At 40.7% G+C, this 25768-nt stretch carries 24 protein-coding genes; 14 read left to right on the top strand and 10 right to left on the bottom strand.

Features of this window, described 5'->3' with window-relative positions; genetic code table 11:
* The first annotated feature begins 203 nt into the window (after nt 1–203).
* Entirely contained in the window at nt 204–419 is a 216-nt protein-coding gene (locus V7K21_RS11760) for an acetyltransferase (protein ID WP_334724935.1), read from the top strand.
* A gap of 130 nt (nt 420–549) precedes the next feature.
* Here the strand turns inward: V7K21_RS11760 and V7K21_RS11765 are convergent, their stop codons facing one another.
* From V7K21_RS11765 to V7K21_RS11775, 3 genes are all read right to left on the bottom strand, one after another.
* Nucleotides 550–1032, bottom strand: coding sequence for an ABA4-like family protein (locus V7K21_RS11765; RefSeq protein ID WP_273767390.1), 483 nt, complete (start codon nt 1030–1032; stop codon nt 550–552).
* An 81-nt stretch (nt 1033–1113) separates the two neighbouring features.
* Nucleotides 1114–1920: a GTP-binding protein gene (locus V7K21_RS11770; RefSeq protein ID WP_335174359.1), complete on the bottom strand. Its 807-nt coding sequence runs from the start codon at nt 1918–1920 to the stop codon at nt 1114–1116.
* A gap of 190 nt (nt 1921–2110) precedes the next feature.
* Entirely contained in the window at nt 2111–2827 is a 717-nt protein-coding gene (locus V7K21_RS11775) for a biliverdin-producing heme oxygenase (protein WP_335174361.1), read from the bottom strand.
* A gap of 624 nt (nt 2828–3451) precedes the next feature.
* On the opposite strand from V7K21_RS11775, the gene glmM reads away from it, so the two are divergent.
* From glmM to V7K21_RS11825, 10 genes are all read left to right on the top strand, one after another.
* Complete coding sequence (gene glmM, locus V7K21_RS11780; protein ID WP_335174363.1) at nt 3452–4921, top strand: phosphoglucosamine mutase; 1470 nt, start codon at nt 3452–3454, stop codon at nt 4919–4921.
* Nucleotides 4922–5325: 404 nt separating this feature from the next.
* Nucleotides 5326–6066, top strand: coding sequence for a glycosyltransferase family 2 protein (locus V7K21_RS11785; protein WP_335174365.1), 741 nt, complete (start codon nt 5326–5328; stop codon nt 6064–6066).
* Between the two features lie 66 nt (nt 6067–6132).
* A complete protein-coding gene (gene hpsL / locus V7K21_RS11790) occupies nt 6133–7779 on the top strand; it encodes a hormogonium polysaccharide biosynthesis protein HpsL (RefSeq protein ID WP_335174367.1) in 1647 nt (548 codons plus the stop codon).
* Nucleotides 7780–7790: 11 nt separating this feature from the next.
* A complete protein-coding gene (locus tag V7K21_RS11795) occupies nt 7791–8951 on the top strand; it encodes a glycosyltransferase family 4 protein (protein WP_335174369.1) in 1161 nt (386 codons plus the stop codon).
* A 47-nt stretch (nt 8952–8998) separates the two neighbouring features.
* Nucleotides 8999–9979, top strand: coding sequence for a hormogonium polysaccharide biosynthesis glycosyltransferase HpsN (gene hpsN, locus V7K21_RS11800; protein WP_335174371.1), 981 nt, complete (start codon nt 8999–9001; stop codon nt 9977–9979).
* 69 nt (nt 9980–10048) lie between these two features.
* Entirely contained in the window at nt 10049–11245 is a 1197-nt protein-coding gene (gene hpsO / locus V7K21_RS11805) for a hormogonium polysaccharide biosynthesis glycosyltransferase HpsO (RefSeq protein WP_335174373.1), read from the top strand.
* A 14-nt stretch (nt 11246–11259) separates the two neighbouring features.
* The gene (gene hpsP, locus V7K21_RS11810; RefSeq protein WP_335174375.1) at nt 11260–12438 is read left to right on the top strand and encodes a hormogonium polysaccharide biosynthesis glycosyltransferase HpsP; all 1179 of its coding nucleotides are present in this window, start codon (nt 11260–11262) and stop codon (nt 12436–12438) included.
* A 314-nt stretch (nt 12439–12752) separates the two neighbouring features.
* Nucleotides 12753–13391, top strand: coding sequence for a peroxiredoxin (locus V7K21_RS11815; RefSeq protein ID WP_335174377.1), 639 nt, complete (start codon nt 12753–12755; stop codon nt 13389–13391).
* Between the two features lie 258 nt (nt 13392–13649).
* On the top strand, nt 13650–14234 hold the full coding sequence (locus tag V7K21_RS11820; RefSeq protein ID WP_335174379.1) for a Uma2 family endonuclease: 585 nt from the start codon (nt 13650–13652) through the stop codon (nt 14232–14234).
* Between the two features lie 219 nt (nt 14235–14453).
* Nucleotides 14454–14753 carry a hypothetical protein gene (locus V7K21_RS11825; RefSeq protein WP_335174381.1) on the top strand — a complete coding sequence of 100 codons (300 nt, stop codon included), beginning with the start codon at nt 14454–14456 and terminating at the stop codon, nt 14751–14753.
* A 35-nt stretch (nt 14754–14788) separates the two neighbouring features.
* Here V7K21_RS11825 and V7K21_RS11830 read toward each other — a convergent pair whose 3' ends face one another.
* The 5 genes from V7K21_RS11830 to V7K21_RS11850 all read right to left on the bottom strand — a co-directional run bounded on the left by V7K21_RS11830 (nt 14789) and on the right by V7K21_RS11850 (nt 20862).
* Nucleotides 14789–15046 carry a hypothetical protein gene (locus V7K21_RS11830; RefSeq protein ID WP_335174383.1) on the bottom strand — a complete coding sequence of 86 codons (258 nt, stop codon included), beginning with the start codon at nt 15044–15046 and terminating at the stop codon, nt 14789–14791.
* A 14-nt stretch (nt 15047–15060) separates the two neighbouring features.
* On the bottom strand, nt 15061–15735 hold the full coding sequence (locus V7K21_RS11835) for a DUF305 domain-containing protein (protein WP_335174385.1): 675 nt from the start codon (nt 15733–15735) through the stop codon (nt 15061–15063).
* 91 nt (nt 15736–15826) lie between these two features.
* The gene (locus V7K21_RS11840) at nt 15827–18031 is read right to left on the bottom strand and encodes a dynamin family protein (protein ID WP_335174387.1); all 2205 of its coding nucleotides are present in this window, start codon (nt 18029–18031) and stop codon (nt 15827–15829) included.
* A 415-nt stretch (nt 18032–18446) separates the two neighbouring features.
* Complete coding sequence (locus V7K21_RS11845) at nt 18447–20525, bottom strand: dynamin family protein (protein ID WP_335174389.1); 2079 nt, start codon at nt 20523–20525, stop codon at nt 18447–18449.
* A gap of 16 nt (nt 20526–20541) precedes the next feature.
* Nucleotides 20542–20862 (bottom strand): DUF3040 domain-containing protein, encoded by a 321-nt coding sequence (locus tag V7K21_RS11850; RefSeq protein ID WP_335174393.1) that lies wholly within the window; start codon nt 20860–20862, stop codon nt 20542–20544.
* Nucleotides 20863–21472: 610 nt separating this feature from the next.
* Between V7K21_RS11850 and V7K21_RS11855 the strand changes: the two genes are divergently transcribed.
* The 3 genes from V7K21_RS11855 (at nt 21473) to V7K21_RS11865 (ending at nt 24057) form a co-directional block, all read left to right on the top strand.
* The gene (locus V7K21_RS11855; RefSeq protein ID WP_335174395.1) at nt 21473–22447 is read left to right on the top strand and encodes a cysteine synthase A; all 975 of its coding nucleotides are present in this window, start codon (nt 21473–21475) and stop codon (nt 22445–22447) included.
* Between the two features lie 188 nt (nt 22448–22635).
* A complete protein-coding gene (locus V7K21_RS11860; protein ID WP_335174397.1) occupies nt 22636–22968 on the top strand; it encodes a (2Fe-2S) ferredoxin domain-containing protein in 333 nt (110 codons plus the stop codon).
* 54 nt (nt 22969–23022) lie between these two features.
* The gene (locus tag V7K21_RS11865) at nt 23023–24057 is read left to right on the top strand and encodes a DUF5331 domain-containing protein (RefSeq protein ID WP_335174398.1); all 1035 of its coding nucleotides are present in this window, start codon (nt 23023–23025) and stop codon (nt 24055–24057) included.
* A gap of 5 nt (nt 24058–24062) precedes the next feature.
* On the opposite strand, the gene ygfZ is transcribed toward V7K21_RS11865, so the two are convergent.
* Nucleotides 24063–25058, bottom strand: a complete 996-nt coding sequence (ygfZ, locus tag V7K21_RS11870; protein WP_335174400.1) for a CAF17-like 4Fe-4S cluster assembly/insertion protein YgfZ — start codon at nt 25056–25058, stop codon at nt 24063–24065.
* 217 nt (nt 25059–25275) lie between these two features.
* Nucleotides 25276–25752 carry a hypothetical protein gene (locus V7K21_RS11875; RefSeq protein WP_335174402.1) on the bottom strand — a complete coding sequence of 159 codons (477 nt, stop codon included), beginning with the start codon at nt 25750–25752 and terminating at the stop codon, nt 25276–25278.
* Between the last annotated feature and the right edge of the window lie 16 nt (nt 25753–25768).

Genomic DNA, 25768 nt, shown 5'->3' on the forward strand with positions numbered 1-25768 from the left:
AATTTATTTGCTGTATTAATTTTGTAATAAAAATAAAAACCACAGATACACATAGATAAATCTCGTGCAATTTATGTATGCATATCTGGTAAAATTTCCTTTAACAATTAAGGAATGTTAGTGTTCTAAATCAGTTGAGATCTAAGCAAGTTTATCTTGAAACTCGTTTTGGACTTTCATGCAAACTCATTGAGGCAATTTCTATGCTTTTACAAGTCAAAGATAGTGGAGAATTGGTAAAAATTCTTGAAATTCAGGAATTACTTGACCCTAATAGTGATGTTGTTCATGCAAAAGACCAAGAAGGTCAAGAAGAACAGCAACCTGAAACTTTTAAAAAAGAAAATCTTGTTTTCCCTTCAGGTGAAGTTTTACCACGCTGTTGGTTAGATGCCGATTATAGACATGACAACGCTTAATAATTTTAAAATCAGATAATTGGTAATAGCAGTAAACTGATTCCCTAATCTATCAAGCTATAGATCCCTGACTTCTTTGAGAAGTCGGGGATCTGCTTTTTCATAAACAATTTATGATTACCATATACAATTATGTGCCAGATGATGACGCAGCTTTTTCTCCTACCGTCACCGCTTCATTCTGCTGGAATTTGGGGAAAAATGTCTTAGTAATCCAGCTAGTCAAGATGTGAGACAGTAATCCCAAAGGGCCAGCAAAGAAACACAGTGCAAGGGAGTGAATTGTCCAAATACCTGTTTTTTGCCCTTCCCAATAAATCCAGCGACCGACAAATAAATCCATCACTAAAAAATGAATCCAACCCGTTGCAGCAGCTGTTTCATCTGCAAAAAATCGTGCAATATCAGCTAATTGGGGATTCGATAAAGCTTGGGCATTTTCTGGCGTAATGCTGTTGATAAACAAATACAAATACGCTCCAGCTAATAGCACAAAAGGCAGATATGATTCCATTATTCGCCGTGTCACTTTCCAATTTGGCAAGAGAATCATCAATGTCCAAAAAGGTAACACAAAAAGATTGGCAACGTTAAATAGTTGAGAAATAGTCATAGTTTTGTAAATTGAGGATTGAGGATTTAAGTTAGGAGCAAAGCCGGAGACGCTCCGCCTCCGGTTAGGAGTTATAAGTACTTATAAAGCTACTAGCTGCGATTCGATTTCTGAGAATTTCAAATCACGACCGATGAAAACTAAGCGGGTTTGGCTGGACTCTTCTGGTTTCCAGGAGCGATCGTAAAATTTATCAAATCGGGTTCCTACACCCTGCATCACTAGGCGCATGGATTTATTTGGCACTGCCACAAAGCCTTTAATCCAGTAAATTTCTTGTTGTTGTGCCAATGTTTGCAATAGGAGTTGCAGCTTTTCTGGGTCAAAGGTACGATCCAAAATTAAATTAGCTGAGGTAATCTCTTCGTCGTGATTGTGGTCTTCTTCGGTATCGTGATGACTGGGACGAGAATCTAAGTTGTCTTCGACTGCGATCGCCTCTGGATCACTGGCAAATGTCCCTGCTGCTACCGCCGCACAATCAACTACCGTAATCACGGCGTCCACAGTGGCCGCATTCCGAATTTCCTGCCAGCGAAAAGCCTTCATCAGCGGTTTTGGTAAGGCTAAACCAGAGGTTTCAATCAAAATGCAGTCGATGCTATCTCGCCGCTTAATTAACTCTTGCATCGTCGGGTAAAACTCTTGCTGCACAGTGCAGCATAAGCAGCCGTTGGTTAATTCAAAGATATTACTGTCGCCCTCAGCATCTTCCGGGCAAATTTGACAGGATTTTAACAATTCGCCATCAATTCCGAGTTCGCCAAATTTATTGACTAAAACCGCAATGCGGCGTCCTTGATTGTTTTGTAGCAGGTGGCGAATTAGACTGGTTTTTCCACTACCTAAGAAGCCTGTGATCACTGTGACAGGAATTTTTGTTGCCATTATTTAATCAATTGTGCCTGTTTATATCTTCCCTGAGCGCTGACTAGATTAGGAATCAGTGTTTATATATTCTGTAAATAGAATTAGCGAACAAACAGCAGTAGGGGCAACATCCCCGCGATCACCTGATTTTATTCAGGTGAACCCAGAGAGGTTACCCCTAGATTTACAAAATTTTACTTAATAAAATTTACTTAGCGGTGACGAGTTCAGTACTACCGCGTGTACGACGCCGTGTAAGGCTGTTGTACAGCATCACACCGATCGCCTTGATCAAATTGCCTTCCAATTCTTGGAACATATTCATGTTCGTGCCAAAAGCGGCGTTAGCTTCATCAACGATGCGATCGGTTGTAGCATCATCAAGGGGTAATTCGTCCAAAGTTTGACGATATTTCGCTTTGAATGCCTTCTCATCAGGAATCTCTGGAAACTCATAAAAGGCTGTTCCTTGCCCATCAGACAAATTCATCGCCGTTACAGCAATATTTTTGAGAATTTGTCCGCCAGATAAGTCACCCAAGTAACGAGTATATGAATGAGCGATTAACAGTTCCGGTTCTGTGGCAGATATTTCTCGGATGCGCTTTACATAAGCTTCACCTGCGGGAGATAGTTTGATTTGCTCTCTCCAGTTAGCACCAAAGTAATAACCCAGGTCTTGCTCTAGAGTATACTTGCGGTTTAACTGGGGAAAGTTAATTTTAGAAATAATTGGGTGCTGGCTATGCTTTTCCATTTCCTCTTCCATCGCTGAGTAGACGAAGTAGAAGTTAGCAACTAGTTTCCGGTAAGAGTTTTTCTCGACTACTCCTCTTAAAAAGCACTTGACAAAACCTACATTTTCTGCCATCGTGTGGGCTTTTTTAGTGCCTACACGTAATTTGGTTGCTAAATTGCTGGTCATGCTAAAATTCTCAACTTTAAAAAGTTAACTGCCGGAGTTTTGATTCACTAACGGCTAAAAAAGCCATTAAAACGTTACCTTAAAACTATTTGATGAGAATTTATATTAAAATTTTTTAAGTCAGGATCGTTTTGTAGTTTTTTACACAGCAACAACGCTAATACCAATTACCTGTGAGGTTGCTCCGGAACTGGAGGATTTTGCCCCAAGTCTGACCAAGCTTGATTTTGTGTAGTTTCACAAAGAAGGGGATATAACTTTACAATCTTTTGTTGTTATTAGCTAAATTTTGCTTTCCTGAAAACACTTCAGAGAAAATTATGGTAATATTTATTACAGCTATTATGAGAGGATAAAAGTGTAAAGTGTGAATTAATACAGATAAAAATCAAGACTAAAGGTGAGGGCACAAAAGAAATAATCAGTTAGAATGTGGAAATTTTACTAGTAACGGAAAAACTCATACTGAGTTCATGAAAGATTTACAATTAAAGCCACTTAAGTATTATTGCGTAATTTAATTTTGATTTAGAATGAATTTCTCAACATAAAAAGCATGTCAAAATTGCTGAACAAAGTCTTAAGTGCTATTTTTCAGTGTGATTGTGTGGAGTATTTAAACATATGGTTTCATCTATAACTCGGACACCAGGCATTCCTGGGGATTCTGCTTCCGAAGCTGACGAATTAGGCAAAGGGATTGAGAGCAATTTTGCATTGAATTTAATCCCATTACCAGCAAATCCCTTATTTGGCACAGATGGTATTCGCGGACGAGTCGGAGAATTACTAAGTGCGCCCTTAGCATTACAAGTTGGTTTTTGGACAGGTATTGTTTTACGTAACAATGCTACTCAAATAGGACCAGTCATTCTCGGACAGGACTCTAGAAACTCCAGCGATATGCTGGCAATGGCTTTGAGTGCAGGTTTAACAGCAGCGGGGTTAGAGGTTTGGTATTTGGGATTATGTCCCACTCCTTGCGTTGCCTATCTTACCAGCATCAGTGATGCCATTGGCGGAGTGATGATTTCTGCCAGCCATAATCCCCCAGAGGACAATGGCATTAAGGTTTTTGGTGCGGATGGTGGGAAGTTACCTCAAATATTGCAGGCAGAAATTGAAGCGGGACTGCGTGGTAAGATATCACCTATTGCTATCAGTAATTGCGGACGGCATTACTCACGTTTGGAGTTAGTGGGGCATTATAGCGAGGCGTTGAAAAAACCCTTAAATAGTGCCCTAAATCTTCACGGAATGAAGATTGTCTTAGACTTGGCGTGGGGAGCAGCAGTAGGATTAGCACCATCAGTATTTACAGAAATGGGGGCAGAGGTGATCTGCTTGCATAACGAAGCAGATGGCGATCGCATTAATGTTAACTGCGGTTCTACTCACCTAGATATTCTTGCAACAACAGTACAAGAACACAATGCTGACATCGGCTTTGCCTTTGATGGCGATGCCGATCGCGTCTTAGCAGTAGACAATACCGGAAGGCAAGTTAATGGCGATTACATTCTCTATTTATGGGGAAGCCAATTACAACAAAACCAACAACTGCCAGATAACCTGATTGTATCTACAGTCATGGCTAATTTAGGTTTTGAGAAAGCTTGGCAAAAAATTGGTGGTAACTTGATTCGCACCGCAGTCGGTGACCAATATGTGCAAGCAGAAATGCTGCGGACAGGGGGAATGTTAGGCGGCGAACAATCAGGTCATATTCTTTGCCGTCATTATGCCGTGACTGGAGATGGCTTGTTAACAGCCTTGCATGTAGCAGCTTTAGTGAAACAGGCGGATATTTCCCTAGCAGAATTAGTAGATCAAAGCTTCCAGACCTATCCGCAACTGTTGCGGAACGTGCGAGTCGTAGATCGCGATCGCCGTTTAGGATGGCAAGATTGCCAACCTGTACAACAAGCGATCGCTCTTGCTGAAGCAGCAATGGGTGATTCCGGCAGAATTTTGGTTCGCGCCTCTGGCACAGAACCAGTGATCAGGGTTATGGTGGAAGCTGCCAATGCCGACCTTGCCAACCACTGGACAAATGAATTAGTTTGGCAAGTCCAGCAACACATAGCGGTCTAAGTTACTCCCTTCATCGTGTAAGATTACCTATCTACTTTTTCTTCCTTCTCTTCTCTACCAGAGGTGCAAGGAAGGCGTCTTCATGGTTCGTTAAATTGGGTATTCTTAGTGGGGAAGGGAGTGGTTACTATCTCACCTTTCAAAAGTACAACTTTTTCGTCGTCACAACTTCTGCAAATTAACCAGCCTTGGTCATCTGTGGAAGATGTAGTATTTGCACTTTTACGTATATTGTAAACCTCTTTTCTAACAAGGAAAGAGGTCTATGCGTGTTCTTTGGTTATCTTCTATAGCAATCCGAATTGAAATGTGAGAAAATACGGAGATTAAAAGTACGTATTTATGGGCATCTCAGCGATTTTATCTCTCACGAATGATTTAGGATTGCTATATAAGGTAATAAAATGCTTGTTTTCGTTATCCCACTTAAAAGTCCGCAAGTTTCCAATTCCTGGGAGCGTGTTACACAATCATTTGAAAGATGCATCAAATCAATTTGCAATCAAATCTCTCCTAATTTTCACGCTATTGTCGTTTGTCATGAACAGCCAAAAATAGAATTTAATCATCCCCAGATTACATACATTACAGTTGACTTTCCTCCTCCCAATGAGACAAACCCTATAGCTAGAGGAGATACAGATAAAGGGCGAAAAATCTTGAAGGGATTAATCTATGCTCGTCAATTTTATCCAACTCACACTATGGCAGTTGATGCAGATGATTGCATCAGTAAAAACTTAGCCACATTTATTAAGCAACATCCTAACTCTAATGGATGGTTTATCAATAAAGGTTATAAATATAAAGAAGCTAGTAAATATATATATATTAAAAGAAAAAATTTCTATTCAATGTGCGGGACATCCAATATTATCCGATATGACTTAAATTTCCTCCCAGAAAACGCAGAATATAATCGGGGTTATGGATACTACAAATATTATATAGACCACGGTAAAGTTAGAGGTATATTAGAAAATAAAGATAAACCTATTGAACCATTACCATTTCCTGGGGCAGTTTACATTGTAGAAACAGGGGAAAATCTTTTTTACGGTTCAATGAAGTTAAACTTCAATATTTTTGATCGAAAATCTTTAAATCAATCAGTCAAGGATGAATTCGGTTTGTACACGCTATAGCCATTGCAATCCATTTGTATGTAAGCTATAGATTGTTTTTTAAGGCTGATAGGCTACAGCGCCACTATGCCAAAATCCAAGTCAAAAAAGAAAAAATCAAAAAAACAGGTTAAAAAAGAAACTCCTACTCTTAGCCTCAAAGAACAGTTAGCCCAAAAGCGCAAAGCAGCCCAGGCACGTAAAGAATTCACTAGCTTACTCACCACTGCCACTATTGGCGGTGTCTTCTTTGGCATTGTGCTTTTTTTTGTAGGTGGAATTAAAGCAGCAGTTCCTGGTGTTTTGGGGATACTCATCATCTCCCTTTCCTACAAATACCCGCGCCAAGCGCTATATGCCTTCATCATTTACGTACCTATTGGGGGTACTATCACTTACTACTTGGGCAATAGTCCCATACTCCAATTAGCTAAAGATGCTTTTTACGTTCCAGCACTAATTGGACTTTGGCAGACTTGCCGTAAACAAGGGCTACCTATAATTATTCCCCAAAGCATTAAAATCCCACTTTATATTGTTTTGGGTTGCAGTCTGCTAACGCTGTTGTTCGTTAATGGTGGACAGCAGTTTAACCCGCCTAGTGTGGGACTATTGGAAAAAGCGCCTCAAGAAATACCCTTAGGCATGGGAATTCTGGGACTGAAAGTATTTTTAGGCTATGTCCCCCTGATTGGTTGTGCCTACTATCTAATTCGCGATAAGCGGGATTTTCTATTTTTATCGCGTCTCCAGATTGTCCTTATACTCATTTGCTGTGTGCTGGGATTTATTCAATACCTATTACTGCTAACTGGTGTATGTCAAGGCACTAGAGGTCTTGAAGGAAATGCTCTATTTGTCACATCATTAGAAGCCCGGTGTTATTTTGGTGGAGCGCTCTTATATAGTCCCGAAGAAGGGGTTATTCGCCTACCAGGGACATTTGTAGCTCCTTGGCAGTGGGCATGGTTCTTAATTTCCAGCACCTTTTTTACCTTTGCCACCGGCTTCACTGACCCTTCGCCAATATGGCGACTGGTCGGTTTAGGTTCTTTAGTAACAGTCTTTATCAATGCTGTAATCTCTGGACAGAGAATTGCCTTAGCCCTAGTACCAACCTGCTTTGGGATTTTACTATTGCTTACTGGTCAAATTGCCAACCTCAAACGGTTTATCCCCATAGGGATAGGACTTGCTTTAGTTTTGGGAATTGTGATGGTGACTAACCCTGCTGTCGTGCAAGAAAGAACTGAGAGTTTTACAGGTCGCTGGGACGCTTCACCACCTCAAGATTTTATTGTCCAGCAATTTGAAGAGAATTGGAAAAACGTAGACGGCCCCTTGGGAAGTGGCTTAGGTCGAGCAACTAACTCTGCTCGTGTAATGGGTTCAACCAAACTCGTAGAAACCTACTATCCCAAAGTCCTTTATGAAGTTGGAATTCTTGGAGTCCTAGCTTTTCTGGGTTTGGTAACAAGTTTAACAATTATTGGCTTTAAGACCTATCGCTCCATAAAAAACCGTAATTTCCGCAGTTACGGAGCAGCTTTGTGGGTGTTTATATTGTTTATTAGTTACAACACTTACTACTATCCTCTGGATGTTGATCCGGTTGCTGTCTATTATTGGTTTTTTGCCGGAGTTCTTTTTAAATTGCCAGAACTAGAAAAACAAGATCAAGAAGATGCCAACCCTCAGCAAAAAAACAAGAGAAAACGTCTAAAAACAATTTAAATGAAATAAAAATGGCAAAAGTTATTATAGCAGGTCAAAAACACCTCAGCATTCCAAATCTACCTCGAAATTCTCGGCATACACTCATCCGCCCCAAGCCTTTCCCCGCAGGCAGATATCCTATAGAAAAAATTTGGTATCCTTTAAGCAGCTTTATGGCTTGGCAACCTGTATGGGGAAGATACCAAGCAATTCATTCTTTCAATAGAATTTTATATACAAATAAACCTTGGTTTTTCACCTTTGAGGATCATCGTGTTTTATATAGAAATCCTCAAAATCAAAGCGAAGCTGCAATTTATGAATTATTAAATAATCGGTTAGCGTTAGACAATTGCCAAAAACTTATCGCTATTTCCGATTATGCCAAGTTAAGATTAATTAAGCGGATAGAAGGTTGGAAGATAAAAGAAAAAGTAAGCAACAAATTAGATGTTATTCATCCAAACTTCCCAGTTAGAGTTAGCCAACCGAAACTATATCAAGAACAGCAAAATCTCCAGCTGTTATTTATCGGAAACCACATTGCCCGCAAAGGCGGAGTTGTTGCTTTAAGACTCGCCAAGAAAGCTGAAAAATTAGGTTTACCTATTACTGTACATATAATTTCAGATATGGGGCATGGTTCAGGAGTCCCGACTGATTTTCCCGATACCGCAAAATATGTAGAGGATTTAAAGTTACTAAAGTTAAATAATGTTGTGTTTCATAACAATATTGCTAATGACAAAGTTATTGAGTTATTATCGCAAAGTCATTTTCAAATAATGGCGACATTACATGATACTTATGGTTATAGCATCATCGAAGGCTTTTCCGTTGCTACTCCTGCGATTACAACAAATGTATGTGCTTTACCAGAGTTTATTCGTCATGGGGAAAATGGCTATATTTTAGAATTACCAATTAATGAACTCAGGCACTGGAGCAATTGGTTGCACGGAGATAAAATCAAAACTAATGAATATTGGGAAATTCTAAACAGCACCTATGACTATTTGGCAGAGCAAGCATTGCAACAAATCATTCAATTTTTTGATAGAAGTGATAAACCAGAACATTACGAATTTTTAAGTGCAGGAGCATTAGCTCAAGCGCAAATTGTGCATAACTCCGAAAAGCAAAATGAGTTATTTGATAATCTTTATACAGCAGTGTCAGGAGTATATTAATTTGTATAAAGTTATTATCAAAGTAAAAAAATCGCTTAATAAAAATTATGAATAATTATCCTTTAGTTACTGTAGTTATCCCGACCTATGGTCGAGAGGAAGCGCTACAGGATAGCATTGTAGATGTCCTGAAACAAGACTATCCAAATTTTGAAGTTTTAGTGGTAGACCAAACCCCAAAACACCAACCAGAAATTCAAGCCTACCTAGAAGAGATGATGGGGGCAGGTAAAATTAAATGGTTACGCTTAGATTGGGCGAGTTTGCCAGGGGCGCGAAATTACGCTGTGCGGCGGTCTTCTGGTGAAATAATATTATTTATTGATGATGATGTTCAGCTAACCCCAGAATTGTTAGCAGCCCATGCGAAAAATTATTTGCAAAATCCAGAAGTGGGGGCTGTGGCCGGACGGGTATTTGACAGAATGAAATTGGGTGATTCTGGAGGAGATTTACAGATTGAATATCTGCCTCCCGAAGCAATGGACCCAGGAATTGCTTGGTATCATATTGATTTAGTACATACCATCAAACCCCAACAAGTGCTAACAGCGAGGGGTTGCAATATGTCATTCCGCCGTGAAATTTTTACTAAGTACGGGCTGAGGTTTGATGAGAGGTTTGGCGGTAGTGCAGTGCGGGAAGAGTCAGATTTTTGTTTACGCGTGCGACAAACAGGATATAAGATTTGGTATGACCCAGAGGCCCATTTGGTGCATCTAGGCGAAGAAACAGGGGGTTGTCATGATATTAGTATGCGATCGCTCAAATATCAACTCACCTTTTATCACAACCACTTCCTACTAGGGCTGAAAAACCTCACTGCTACTGAAGCTTTACGCCTATACGGCCGTTTATTTGACTGTCACGTTCTGGGACGCCCACCTTGCCATAAAAGCGGTTCCCCCATCAAAATTGCCACTCGTGCTATTTTCTACACTTTAGGTTTTTTCAAAGCCTTGGGTACTGTCATCCAATCACTATGGAACGATGGTCAAATTTATAGTCGATTGGATGAACAACTTTAATTAGGAGTTAGGAGTTAGTGAAAAACAAAGGACAACTGACAAAAAATAAATAAGAATTAATAAATATCAATGAAAATCTTAGTTGCTAGTCACACTTATATAGTAGACCTCAACTGTGAAAAATTACGCGCTTTATCTCAATTAGAACCTAACATTGAAGTGACAGTTATAGTCCCAAAGCGTTGGAAACCAGGTGGCGTGCAAAACAAAATTATTGAAACTGAATACCGAAATGAAGGCACATTTAAAATAGTTCCAGTTTCTAACTTTAGTCAAAATCATCAGGGACTCCTTACCTTTGGCACTGATTTAATATCTTTGTTAAAACAATTTTGTCCCCAAATTATCCAAGTGGAGCAAGGGTCTAGAGGACTGGCTTATACTCAGATGATTGCTTTAAATAAGCTATTAGGACTCAAGGCAAAAAATGTATTTTTTACCTGGTGGAATTTACCCTATGAACTTAAATTACCAGTTGCTTTATTAGAAAAATATAACCTCAACCACAGCCACGGCATCATTTCTGGCAATCAAGATGGGGCAGAAGTTTTGCGACAACGGGGATATAAAGGAGCAATTAAAGTCATGCCACAACTGGGTGTAGATGAAAGTTTATTTACTCCCAAAGCCCAACCAGAATTAGCAGCTAAGTTGGGCATTAATAAAGAGGATTTTGTGGTAGGTTTTGTTGGGCGATTTGTACAAGAAAAGGGTTTGTTAACACTTTTGCAAGCCTTAGTAAGTTTGAAAAATAAACCTTGGAAATTACTGCTGTTGGGACGGGGAGAGTTGCAAACTGAGTTAATCAAAATAGCAGCAAAAAATAATATTAAAGAACGGTTAATTTTGATAGAAAGTGTCCCCCATGATGAGGTTGCAAACTATATCAATTTAATGAGTACTTTAGTACTGCCTTCAGAAACAACTTACAAGTTTAAAACCTTAACTTCAGTTGGTTGGAAAGAACAATTTGGTCATGTGCTAATTGAGGCAATGGCTTGCCAAGTACCTGTGATTGGTTCTGATTCAGGTGAAATTCCCTATGTAATTGGTGATGCTGGTTTAGTATTTCCTGAAGGTGATGCTCAAGCCCTTGCTAATTGCTTAGTTAAATTAATAGATAAACCCTATTTTGCTCACACTCTCGGTGAAATGGGTTATCAAAAAGCAATGATTAAATATACAAATAAAGCTTTAGCTAAACAGCAATTAGAGTTTTATCAAGAATTGGTTAATAGTCAAGAGCCGTTGGTTATTAGCAAATGACAAATGGCAAAAAAATGAAAATATTACAAATCGTTCCCTCAATTTCTCTGATTTACGGCGGCCCCAGTCAAATGGTACTAGGATTAGCTCCAGCTTTGGTAAAAGAGGGAGTGGAAGTTACAATTCTCACAACCGATAGTAATGGTGATAATGGTCAAACACCTTTGAATATTCCCTTAAATCGCCCAATTGAACAAGATGGCTATGAAATAATTTACTTTCGTTGCGCCCCATTTCGTCGCTACAAATTTTCCCTAGATTTATTAAACTGGCTAAAACGTCATGCTCATGAGTTTGAGATAGCACATATTCATGCTCTATTCTCTCCTATAAGTAGTGCTGCTGCTATTGTGTGTCGTCAGCAAAAGCTACCTTATATTTTCCGTCCTTTAGGTACTCTCGATCCAGCTGATTTACGGAAAAAAAAGCAATTAAAACAGCTTTATGTTGCAATTATAGAACGTCAAAATTTAGCTGGTGCCGCAGCAATTCATTTTACCAGCGAGCAAGAAGCTAAAATATCAGAACGATTTGGAGTATCTACACCAGATTTAGTGATTCCATTGGGTGTAATCCCCCCTCAATCACCTCTTAAAAATGTATCTAGTCAGTTAGAAATATCAAAGGATGTGCCTTTAATGCTGTTTATGTCACGAATTGACCCAAAAAAGGGGTTAAATTTGTTGATTCCGGCGCTGGAGAAGCTATTAGCGGTTGGTTATAAGTTTCATTTTGTCTTAGCTGGAACAAATCCCCAAGATCCAGATTACGAACAAAAGATAATATCCCAAATTCAAAATTCACCGCTGCGATCGCACACTACAATTACTGGCTTTGTTAGTGGTGAACTCAAAGTTAGTTTACTACAAGCTGCTGATTTATTTGTCTTGCCTTCCTACTACGAAAATTTCGGGATTGCTGTAGCTGAAGCGATGGTAGCAGGTGTACCCGTAGTCATTTCTGACCAAGTGCATATTTGTCAACAGATACGTGATAGTGAGTCGGGTTGGGTAGGCGCAACAGATGTCCAAGCACTGGTAGAGTTACTTCAAGAAGCTTTGCAAAATCCCGCAGAACGCCAACGACGGGGATTAAACGCCCAAAAATATGCATTGGAAAATTTTAGCTGGGATGCGATCGCAGCGCAAACAATCCAAGCCTATCAGAAAATTCTGGCAAACAAGTCAATTTAACCCAACGCAGACAACAGCAGTTTTTGCCAAATAGGCGCTAGAAGTGCTTTGACAACGATATCCGTAATCACAAAACCAATCCCAATTAACATATAAGTTTTGGGAAAGGGAGACTTAGGAACTTCGCCTCTAATCTGAGTTACTAGATTTAATCATAATGCAGCTAAAATCTTTACCTTATCCATCTCTTATCCGAGAGTGGTGACAACCTAAAATTTTGTTTCAAACCGCTAAAGCCCGATTGGGGAATAGGGGTTTTATGTCATGATGGCAAAGTAGAACACATATGCTTTTCTAATTACAGGGAATCTCACATGGCTCTCCGTCTAGGTGACACAGTACCCAACTTTACGCAAGCCTCAACACACGGCGACATCGATTTTTACCAATGGGCAGGTGACAGCTGGGTAGTGCTGTTCTCTCACCCTGCTGATTTTACACCTGTTTGCACAACAGAACTCGGCACAGTTGCCAAGCTCAAACCAGAATTTGACAAGCGCAATGTCAAAGCGATCGCCCTTAGCGTTGATAACGTTGAATCCCACAAAGGCTGGGTGGGAGACATCGAAGAAACTCAAAGCACCACCCTTAACTACCCAATTTTGGCGGATGCGGATCGCAAGGTTTCTGACCTTTACGACATGATCCACCCGAATGCTAATGCGGCTGTAACAGTGCGATCGGTTTTCGTGATTGACCCCAATAAGAAACTCCGTCTCACTTTCACATATCCCCCCAGCACGGGACGCAACTTTAATGAACTTTTGCGGGTGATTGATTCTCTGCAATTAACCGATAACTACAGCGTGGCGACACCAGCTGACTGGAAAGATGGAGAGGATGTTGTAATTGTCCCCTCACTGAAAGATCCAGAAGTACTCAAAGAGAAATTCCCCAAAGGTTATGAGGAAGTCAAACCTTATCTGCGGGTAACTCCTCAGCCTAACAAGTAAATCTGAAAATGATTTCCGATAAAAAAGCAAAGGCGCAAAGTTATATAGCTGTTCTCAGTTGGGTGCAGTACAGTTTTTACCTCTCTCCTTGCAGGAGAGAGGCTTTGAGTCTTACTCCCCAACGCTAGTAAGGAAGGGGTCGGTCGGGGGTTAGGTCTGTATTGGACTCAACTGCAAACCACTATATCTTGGCGTCTTTGTTTCTTTGCGTGAGAATATAGTTACTTGGCTAGGCATCTGAACCTGGAGGAAATCTTGATGTTTTCATCCCCTTTGGTTTTACAAATTCCGTCATCAATGCAAATGACAGACGAACAATTTTTTGAGTTTTGTCAGGTGAATCGTGACTTACGCATTGAGCGGAATAAATTTGGAGAATTGGTAATTATGCCTCCTACTGGTTCAGAGACAGGAAACCGAGAAGTTAATATCTCAGGACAGCTATGGGTGTGGTCAGAACAAGATGGTACAGGTATAACTTTTAGCTCTAGTACTGGATTTAAGCTATCAACAGGTGCAGAGCGATCGCCAGATGCTTCCTGGATTCAACTAGAACGGTGGAATTCTCTATCTCCAAAACAACAAGAAAGGTTTGCTCCCATTTGTCCAGATTTTGTAGTTGAACTTAAATCTCCTAGCGACAACCTCCAGACTTTGAAGGAAAAAATGGAGGAATATATGAATGAGCCAGGAATACAGTTAGGCTGGTTGATTGATCGTAAGCAGCGTCAAGTTTATATTTATCGTCCTGGATTGCCAGAGGAATGTTTGGATAATCCTGCTACCGTTAGTGGTGAGTCGGTATTGCCTGGGTTTATTCTCAATATGAGTAAAGTTTGGTAGAGAAAGTTTTATAAAGCAGTTTAACTTATTCAGGACTTACGCACGGGTCATGAAAGAACGAACCACAGAGACACAGAGAAGCCAGTGCGCCCAAGAGGGTTCCCCGACTTGTTCCTTGCGCGTCTCCTGTCTTGAGAAGCAACTGGCGCGACACGGAGAAATGAGAGTTTGAGAGGTTTTTTGCGTAAGTCCTATTATTCACAAGCAACAAGGTTAAAAATGTTAGCTAGTGTTGAAGGGACATATCGTAATGGTCGAGTGGAACTCACTGAACAACCCACTGATGTATGTGAAGGAACGCGAGTAATTGTAATTTTTATCAGGTCGGATGAGATTGACCTAGCCTCTCAAGGAATTAACGAAGCGCAGGCTGAGATTTGGCGATCGCATTTAGCAACCTTTGCAGATGACTGGGATAGCCCGGAAATGAATATGTATGACAACTATGACGCAGCCAAAACAAATTTTGTTATTTGCCAATTGAGAATGCGCCGCACTTCATCAGGAAAGAGAGATTAGGCAGTAGGGGGTTGCTGGCGAATCTACACAGATACTTAATACAGCATTTCATTAATTAGTAGCGAATTAAATTTGGCAATGCCAATGCATCCCTCTACAATGCCAATGCGTCCCTTTACAATGCCAATGCGTCTCTCTACAACGCCAATGCGTTCCTTTACAATGCCAATGCGTCCCTTTACAACGCCAATGCGTCCCTTTACAATGCCAATGCGTCCCTTTACAATGCCAATGTCTCCCTCTACAATGCCAATGCGTCCCTCTGCATTCAAAAACACTACGATTTTATGCAAAACTGTACTTAGGCTTACTTGTTATACCAAGTTTTTCGCCACTGCTGCATTTGCTTAATCTCTGTATTTTGTGCTTTAATAATTTCTTGGCCTAATTGCTTAATTTTGGGGCGCTTAGACTTACCCAATACATCTTTTGCCATTGTTACAGCCCCTTCATGGTGAGGAATCATCGCATTGATAAAGCGTAGATCAAATTTAGCATCAGCTGCACCTAAGTCTTGACTCATCATCATGGTTTTACTTTGGTCAGATGACATCTCCATCATGTGACCCATTTGACTGTCATAAGCCATTGGTTTATCTCCCGCCTTGGGATACCAAGCTTGTCGCCACTGCTTCATCTGAGTGATTTCTTGATCTTGTGATTTGATGATATTGTCTGCTAGTTTTTTGATTTCAGGGCGTTTTGATTTCTGCTGCGCTTCTTTAGCCATTTCCACAGCCCCTTGATGGTGTGGTATCATAGCGTCGATAAATCGTAAATCCAAGTTAGCGTCGGCTGGGCCTAAATCCATAGCCATGCTGCGATTCATCTGCTTGTCGCTAACATTGGTAACGGTTGCGTTTGGGGCTTGGCTTTGGTTCTGAGAAGCCGTATTGCTACAGGCTGTGATTAACCCGCCGGCTGAAGCGATCGCAGTCAAGGTTAACGCCAAAAAGCCATTCCTCAAAGATAACAGTTGCATAAATCTCACCTAAACAGTTTCCTAATTGTAATCAAATTAGGATGAAATCTAAAGATCCCCGACTTTTCAAAGAAGTTGGGGATCTGGTTGTTCATTTCTCACTCAAAATTGTGTAAGCTTCATTTACTAAGTGCATTTTCTCTTGTGCTTGTTTTAGCAGTTGCGGCTGATTCACAAACAAATCGGGATGCCATTTCTTTACTAAAGTTCGATAAGCCTGCTTTACCTCAGCCTGAGAAGCATTTGTTTGCAATCCTAAAATGTCGTAGGCGCGAGTAATCTTATCTATTTGGGCTTGGTTGGGTGTTTTGTTGCTTTGAGTTGTATTTTGCTGTTTGCCAGTTTGAGAACCAGGCGTTTGCATCTCTGCTTTCATTCGCGCTATTTCCTCATTGAGTTCCCAATCACGAAATTTCGCCTCCAACTCTTCTGGACGTGGAGAGGGAGAAGCTTTTGGCGGTGGAGAAACAAATTCTACCCTTGTCACAGTATTTTTAGCAGTATTTTCATGTTGTTGCTTAATATCAGGATCTTTTTGTAAGAAAGTTTTAACTCTCTCTGTCTGTGGCGAATATTTTCTATTGATATTCGGGGATTGTGGGATTTCTTTATAAGGTTGATGATTGGAGAGAATTTTGACTTTTTCTAATTCTTGTAGCAACTGATTAAAACCGTTTTGTAACCGCTGCAAAGTTTCATGCTTATTAGTAATTTCTAGTGGTTCTTGACTGAGTTCAAAACAAATTATTTTTTCGGCTTTCTGCTCATATTCAGTCAAAATTAATAACCCTTGAGTGCTGAAGCGAGATAAATAATCTTCAATTGCAGTTATACAAAGTTTAGCTACTTCCTGATGATAAGATTCCGTTGCTGATTGTTCATCTTGTTTTTGGATATTCTTGTTTAACAAATAAGAAATACTCCCGACGACAGCAGCACCTACTGGGCCGCCTAACAACCAACCAATACCACCACCAACAGCGATAGAACCAGGTTCACTCAAATCATCAGTATTGCTTGACTTTGAGGGTAGTATTACTTGTGGTTCGCTAGGAAAGGGAATTAATAAATCTTGCGGTCGTTCTTCGTGGAAAAATTCGTAAGCTTGATCAAGCCATTTCCCCACAGCCAATTGCAACTGAGTCAAGTCTTTTTTAAGAGTATTTGTTTGCCAAGATTTAAATTTATTTTCTGCTAATGCAACTGCCGCCTCAGCTTGATATTTTGTGAGCAGCTTGGGTAATGCTAGCCAATCTTGTAACTCTCCTACACTAATAGCAAAACCTTTATAAATTAAGTTGGCTGCTTTTTGCTTAATTTCAATTTTAGTATTTTGTTTATCATCAAAGGATTTTATTTCAATAGCAATATGGTCAATTTTAGCTTTTAATGAGAGTTGGATTTGAGAAGCGATCGCTTGCACTCTTGGCAAACGCACACTACCACGATTTGGTTGCAAAATCCCCACAATATTTTGCAAAGCTGTTTCAAAAGCTGCTAAGCCGCTACTATTGGCAGCAGCAACATCACCTTTTAATCTCGCTCTTAAGGCAGGTAAAGCATCGACGCGATATAAATTACTAAAACCTGGAGGTAATTCGGCTCGAAAGCTTTCCGCAACAAACACCAGACGATTTTGGACTTGTTTTTGCTCGTCGGGTTCGAGTAAGTTAATAAAATTAGCAACAAATATAACTGTTTTAATACCGCGATCTAATAGCCAATCTCGTAAATTTTCCCGCTCACCTAAAGTCATTAATTTCCGTGCATCTAATAATTGGATAACTAAATCTGCACTTAATAATTGCTCTCGGACTAAATTATCTTGTTCATCTCTATCATTTGTTCCCGGTAAATCGAGCAATTCTACACCTGTTTCCAAAAAGGGGTGCGGACAAAAAACTTCCACAGATATTACATCTTTCCGCATCTGCCTATTGCCATCAAGAATTGCAAATTGCTGTAAAACTTCTGTACCACTGCGATAAATTTCTGTACCATCTACCAAGATGATACGAGTTTGCAGATCAGAGCCATACTTAACAGTAATTGCTGCGCCTGTGGTGGGAATTAAATCAATTGGTAAAGTGCGATTCCCCAGTATGGCATTCAGTAAGGTAGATTTGCCATGATTAAAGGGGCCAAATACCGCAATGTGAAAGCTAGGATTAACTAAATGATTGCAAATGGTAATTATATCTTGATGCCGTTGCGATTTGCCTTCTAAATTCAGCAATGCCGATGCAGATTTGAGAGAATCTGCTAAACCCTTATAACCTTCATACTGTTGTTGCATAGTTCCTCGTTCCCAGCTTATAGCTGGTAATGCAGATTATTGGGGCTACCGCCTCACATTCTTAAGTAGGTAGATATAATTAAACATACAATAAAATCCTAATTTGTAGCGAGCTATTCATCGCTGATAGCAAACGTTATTATAACTAAACTCATTATTACAAACTTTAATTTGTTTACGTTTAGCTTTTTATATTTCAATACAGTTCAGTTAAAAATTTATTCTTTCTCTTTCTTTGCGTACTTTGCGTCCTTAGCGGTAGCCTGCGGCAAGCCGCTTTGCGTCTACGTTAAAAAAATTGACTTTGACAAAAAGTTAAGGCTTAACTGAAACGTATTGCCTTATATTTATGAGAGGCAGAGCCTCCCAGTAGGCGTTCCCAGCTATAAGCTAGGAACGAGAGGAATAAGATATATTAGCGATAACAAGTTAATAATTTGCTATAAGCTGCCTCAATTTTTTGCAAATGAGCTATTACATTTTCCTGTAAATCTTTTAAACGTTTGAACTCACTCTCACGATTTATTTCGCGGGTTTCTTTCTGCTTGACTAGATTATCTAATTCAGATTTTCGAGATACAATATCATCGTTAATCCGCTTACTCACTTCTCTTTCGTAAGAGTCAAAACACTCTTTAACGGCATTGTATACAACTTGAGATTGCTCATGTGCCACTTGGGGTAGGTGTTTAACTAACTCTTTTTTAGCAGTTTGAACTAACTCTTTACGCGCTTGATCTGCTTGCAAAAATCCTACTCCCAAACCTAGCAGCGCAAACCCGATGGGGCCAAGAAAAATACCTGTCACTGCGGTAATTATCCCGCCAACACCAATTACAGTAAAGTAGTTTAATAAGATATTTTTCCAATCAAATCCAGCCCCGGCTAATGCGAAACCAGCAAGATTTCCGTTAGATAGTGATAACAATCCCATTGCCCATTTTGCCCAGCCAGGAGAGTTATCATCTTCAATAGTAGTGGTATTTACTTTAACGTCTTGTCCGGTGAGCTTTTCTGTAATTTTGTCTGTGACTTGACTGTAAGATGCGCCATATTGTGCAGCACTACGAGAAAGTTCTCTAAAAGCTGCATTGATATCTTTTTCAGCAGTTAATGTCCAAGTAGCAGATTTATCAGTGATATATTGCTCAAAGGCTTTTTGCAGTGCGGTGTTAAATGCTTCTCGTTTACCACTACTGAGAAAATCGAACAAGTTTAATTCTGGCTGATAGCGTAAGAAATCGGTTTCAAAGGTATTACCTAAGTTTAAAACGTAGCTACGAAAAGATTCCGAAACTGTTTTTGCTTGAGTGTCTCTTGTATTGATAATTTCTTTTTGGAATTCATCTTGGATACCTGTAAGTTTGTTAAACTCAGGTTCTACTGAATCGATCCGTTTTTTTAATTCATTTGCATCCTGGTCAAGTAATGGTATACGTCTAGCAACTGCTTCGCGGGTATGATTGCAGATTTGTCTAGCTAAGGTTCTGACTTGACGGAGTTCTGCGATCGCCCGTTCTCTGGTAAGAAAAGTATTAAGCGAATCCATAAACTTCGGAAAGCCAGTTCCCTCTAAATCAGCTTGGGAATTTTTCAACCGTCGTCTGAGTGCTTGAATTGATGAAAGCTCAAATACGCGTTCGTCATAAATATTCTGACCTTCTACAGTACAATATTCTGCTAAATTCGCGTTAAATACTTGCCGCAATCTCTCCTCAGATCCTTTTAACTCCTCTACATCATCAGGATCAATCAATGATTCTTGCACCTGATCCCAAGCATTAACTAAAAAGAAAACCGTCAATCCTCGACCTTTGATATAATTTTCTAGGTAGCGACGCTCACCCAAAGTACAAGGTTGAGAAGCTCTCATTACAAATAGAATTGCATGGCAGTTATTTAGATAACCCAAAGATAATTCGTTTCGCGCTTCTGTATCATTCAATCCTGGACTATCGACAATTTCAATTCCCTTTTCTAGTAGCGTTAAGGGATACTCAACTACTGCATAATCAACATCTGGAAATGCTTGTTTTTTCTCCTGCTCTAGTTTTTTAGCTTCAGTTGGATCAATGGTATATTTATATTTAAAGTTCTGAAAATCTAGCTGCTGCGGGCTTTTTCCATCATTAAAATGAATGGTGGCTTTCTTTTCTGACCCATAGCGTAAAACTGTTAACACTGCGGTACAAGGGTTAACATCGCTCGGTAGTAAATTTTCTCCAATTAAGGCGTTAAGAAAGGTACTTTTTCCCCGTTTCATATCGCCTAAAACTAAAAGGCGAAATACACCTTGACGGAGGTTTTTACTAGCTACTGTAATATCTTCAATATCTCGCTCTAAACTGAGTTTTCCTGATGAATAGTCTCCAGCCAACTCAGCTTTATTAATTGTTTCAGCCAATTTACTCAAACACACAGAAATCTCAGAGCGCACTTGAGCAACACGCTCTAAATCTTGGATAAATCTGTCAGTTGTTACCTGTTCAATCATAATAGTTACACCTTTATTAAAGATTGGTTATTTTAGATTCAAAAAATAATTTGTAAGACACCCACCCCAGCGCTGCAACAACAATAAACCCAGCCACCAGTGTGGCTATTTTCACTGCAACCAGCCCTACCACACCAAGAGTAAACAGCTTCCCACCGAAAATCACTTTTTTCATCCAAGGTTCCTGGGAATTTTCTGGCTGATGCTTTACAGTTTCATCCAAAGCTGCATCGGGAGCATACATTTTAGCTTCCATTTCCTGGAGCCGCAAATCAACTTCTCGTTGTATACGTTGTCGGTGTTCAAGTTCTTTTTGGCGATCGCTTTCAGATGTCATCGGTGTCTATCCTATCTAAGACAATGAAATGATATCAGCATTTACTCGTCAATCATGCTGTATACTAACTCACGTAAATATTTTAAATCCCCAGTAAAATTACTATTTTAATTTTCATTGCCTACTAAACTTAAGCTAGAGTTAGATCCCCCAAAATGCACTTGCTTTCCGGAAAATTGTGGCGAAAACGAATATTACCGGATCACCAAAAGTTAGTATTACCTAGGTTTGTTTTGAAAAAGAGTAAAGTTTGGTAGTGTCAAAACAATATTTGTGAATGTGAATAGCTATTACACAAAGGGGCGATCGCTCCTCACCAAGGTTCGTTCTAAAATTGAGTAAGATGTAGTAGCAATTTTGTACAAAAAACCGCTACACTGCTACGTACTTACTTTAAAAATAGAAATAGGCGATGCCTTATCTGTATTCGGGTAGCATGTTGCAGACAGAGGCTTCTCTAAGGAGATGCTAGGCGTAGCTTGTATTGTAGGGGTACGCCAACGGCAACCCCAAAGGTGTATGCATCATAGGATTTTAGGTAAAGAAGCTGTAAATCATGCCACTGCTATAAGCCAAAATTTTTATAGATACTCACACAGGTACAGTCAAAATGGATATTAGAAATGGCTTCGTCGGCGCTGTTGGCAATACACCTCTGATTCGCTTAAACAGCTTCAGCGAAGAAACAGGATGTGAAATCCTTGGTAAAGCAGAATTCCTCAATCCTGGCGGTTCCGTCAAAGACCGCGCTGCACTTTACATCATCGAAGATGCCGAAGAGAGAGGTTTACTCAAACCCGGTGGCACCGTTGTAGAAGGAACTGCTGGTAATACTGGCATTGGACTAGCACATATTTGCAACGCCAAAGGCTACAAATGCCTAATTATTATTCCCGATACTCAGTCACAAGAAAAAATAGACGCACTGACAGCACTCGGAGCAGAAGTTCGTCCCATCCCCGCTGTACCCTACAAAGACCCGAACAACTACGTCAAGCTATCTGGCAGAGTCGCTGCTGAGTTAGAAAATGCCATTTGGGCGAATCAGTTTGATAACTTAGCCAACCGCCGCGCCCACTACGAAACCACAGGGCCGGAAATTTGGACGCAGACAGATGGTAAAATAGATGCATGGACGGCTGCAACTGGTACTGGTGGTACTTTTGCTGGTGTGGCATTGTACTTGAAAGAACAAAAGTCAGTGATTAAATGCGTTGTTGCTGATCCGCTGGGTAGTGGACTTTATAGCTATATTAAAATCGGCGAAATTAACATAGAAGGAAATTCCATCACCGAAGGCATCGGTAATGGTCGTGTCACAGCCAATATGGAAGGCGCACCTGCTGATGATGCTATCCAAATCGATGACAAAGAAGCTTTGCGGGTAGTTTACCAACTGCTGAGGAAAGATGGGCTGTTAATGGGCGGTTCAACAGGTATTAATGTTGGTGCAGCTGTTGCCCTAGCGAAGCAGTTAGGGCCAGGACATACCATTGTCACCATCTTATGTGATAGTGGTTCCCGGTATCAATCGCGGATATTCAACCCTGAATGGCTAGCCTCAAAAGGACTTTCAATAGATTAGTTATGGGGCATTAAATACTTGTACTGATACTTCGGCTATGCTCAGTAACCAGCGGCGTCGTTGGCGCAGCCTCTCGTAGAGAAGTATTGGTTATTAATTATTCTCCTTTGCCCCTCTGCTCCCCTGCTTCTTTCCTACTCCCTTTCTCCTCCTCTGTATCCTCTGCGTCTGGAGCGGTTCGTTAAAAAATGTCAAACATAAGTCAACCATCAAACTTCCCGATCATAGACCAACCCTCTTCTGCTAAATGTGTGCAGGTTTGTCAAAATCGCACCTGCAAAAAGCAAGGTGCCCTCAAGGTTTTAACAGCTTTTATGGCTTTGCCAATCCCTGGTGTAACGGTAACGGCTAGCAGCTGTTTGGGACAATGTGGCAATGGGCCGATGGTGCTGATATTACCCGATATGGTCTGGTATAGCGGAGTTCAACCCGATGAAGTATCTTTACTGGTAGAAAATCATTTACTAGGTGGTCAAAGAGTTGAACAGATGCTCTATTATCGGTTTCATCCCCGGAAATAAAATTAATTAACAATATCATGGTCTGTAATCTTATTGACTGAAGTGAGGCATCCAATGAATATCCAGCAGCTGCGTCAATCCTTAAAACAAAAGTGGCTGATTTACTACGAGCAAAATATTCCCTGGCTGGTCAAAATCAGAATTTGGGGGACTTACGATGGTCTGCGGCGTCCTTTGTCCGGTTTTATTTTGGCAACATTGTCTGTTTTGGAACCCCAGTTTGATGAAATACTTTCTTTTATGCTGGATCTGAATAACGATCCAGATAAAATAGTCGCCGCTTTAGGTCTTAACTTCAATCCTGATCAAGAGTTACCTTTAATAAAATCAGAACATTCTATGGCTACCAGCCAAGTTGAAAGTGAGTCGCCAGATGAAAAGCATTTTGAGGATCAACATGTGTCATCGGTTGTAACTGCCAGCCAGATTGCGCCTTATTCTCCAGCCAAGACTCTAAACTTCAACTTGCCACGTGCCGATCAACTTGTGCCGTCATTTACAGCTACCACTGAGGTAGTTCATACAGGCAAACCTGAGTTGATAGGTGCATTTGCTACTAAAATTGCTCCTGATACTCCAGTAAAAACGCCATCCTCCAGTTTCATAAACGAATATCAACCAGCGCGATCGCACTCTGGTCAATTATCTTCAGAAGCATCGCTGACAATGACTAGTGAGGTTAACAGCAAAGCCAAAACTATGCCATCTGTGGCATTAGCTACCGAGGTTAAGAGCAACGACAAAACAGTGCGTAGCAGCAAAGCAGCTTGTCGTCAGACATTGCCCAAGGGGCAGCTCCCTGTAGGCGCATTGCTGGCAACTACCATTGAGATTTGTAGTAACCGCAAACCAGTACGTAGCAGCAAAGCAGCTTGTCGTCAGACATCGCCCAAGGGGCGGCTCCCTTCAGGAGCATCGCTAGCAATTACTACCGAGGTTAAGAGCAACGGCAAACATCCGAATATCCAACCACAACACGTTAAAAGCAAAATGCATTTAATACCAACCAGTAATGCCCGTAGTCTAACTTCTTGGGTAGATGAATTCTGTTACGGCGCTCGGGATAAAGAGAAAGATATTTTGATTTGAATTGCTTATGGGTATTCCTGAGAAACAAACGGGATTTCTACTACTTCACCTTCAGTTTCTCCCACTTGGACTTTCAAGCCCACGCCACCAGCTTTAGTGCGAATGTAACCTAGTCCAAAATAACCATCAGCAGTTTCTGTGTAACTGGTAAGTTTGCCGACTTTTTCATCTCCAACTGCGATCGCACTTCCAACTGACGCCGGGGCACTAAGGCGGATACCCAAAAGGTGTTGTTTTACACCTTTGTATGTATTTAACCGAGCGATGGTTTCTTGCCCAATATAGCAACCTTTATTAAAAGAAATTGTTTGCCACAAACCAACCTCCAGAGGATTGTAATCATCTGTGAGTTCAGCATCTGGGGCGGGGCGGCCTTGTAAAATTCGCAAGGCATCCCAAGCGCGATCGCTCATCTCTACTGCCCCAGCTTCTAACAATTTGCTCCACACCGAAGATTTATCAGTATAGGGGAAAGTTAAGGTGTATCCGGGAGCCGCCAACCCACTACCCACAGCAATCCGCACTCCCTCGGCAGGAGCAATCGTGTATACTTTGTGACTACCGTAAGGTTGCCCGATGAGTTCACTAATGCCCAACTTTTCTAAAACAGCGTCGCTTCCTGGGCCAATCAGGCTGAAGGTGCTGGTGTATTGTGTGATATCAGATAATTCCACCTTATCGGCGAAGAAAATATATTTATCCAGCCATTCCATGAGAAACTGGCGGCGATTGGGTGAAACCAGCAGGATTACTGCATCTTCTCTAACATAGGCGGTTGCTAAATCAATTGTCCTGGCTGTGGAAGTGACGAAAACCGTGTCACAACCTTGTCCTGGCTTAAGTATTTGGAAATTGTTAGTACTTTGGTTGTGTAAAAAGTTGAGGCGATCGTCGCCAGACACTTTGATGCGTCCCCAGCCAGAGCGATCGCATATAGCAACCCCAACTCTGGCGGCTTGGATAGCTGCTGCGTCTTTACTGTCGATTGTAGATGTTGGCATGGTGATCAGAAGTTGCCCTGTTTCAATCTTGTCGCACTGAAAATCTTAGCAAATAAGCGTTTGCGGCTTCAATGCACCTCCGGTTTTCTTCTAGCCTATAATAAAATCAAAAGAAAGTGCCGAACAATAAAAACTTATTAAACAAACTTTTGCTGCAAGTGTATAGCAGGAAAGTGAGAAACTGAAAGAGATACAAGATGTCACCACTTGCGACTTTTCATTTTCGCCGCTTTGGCATAGGACGCATCGCTTCACGTCCCAACATAAACATCCCCGTAACACCCAAACTGACAAACCAAACATATTGATACCAATATCGCTGAATCTGTTCAACCGTTCTGAGTTCTGGACGCAAGGTGTTTAAGTACAGCAGCAGCACTAATATCATCAGCGCTCCAAAACCAACAAAGCTTAAGCCAACATGAATTCGTGCAGGTCGCAGTTCAAAATCACTAATACTGTCTAGGTCAATTTCTGCCAGTTCCTTAAAGGAGTCATCTGCCAAAGATGAGGTTGCTTGGAATCTATTGCTTAGTTTTGGTGGCAAAATCAGCGACAGTGTTGCTACGGTCGGGCGACGTAGCAAAGCCTCAGTATCTCGCAACAATTCCAATGGCTTGCGGGTAGTAGTTGGTTGAGCAAACTCTATGTTATCTGTGGGAGTTGAGGCATTGGCTTTGCTTTCAAAATCCATAGTACGCTTTGGAAGA

This window comes from Nostoc sp. (genome assembly GCF_036919595.1).
In the GTDB taxonomy this organism is placed as follows: domain Bacteria; phylum Cyanobacteriota; class Cyanobacteriia; order Cyanobacteriales; family Nostocaceae; genus Nostoc.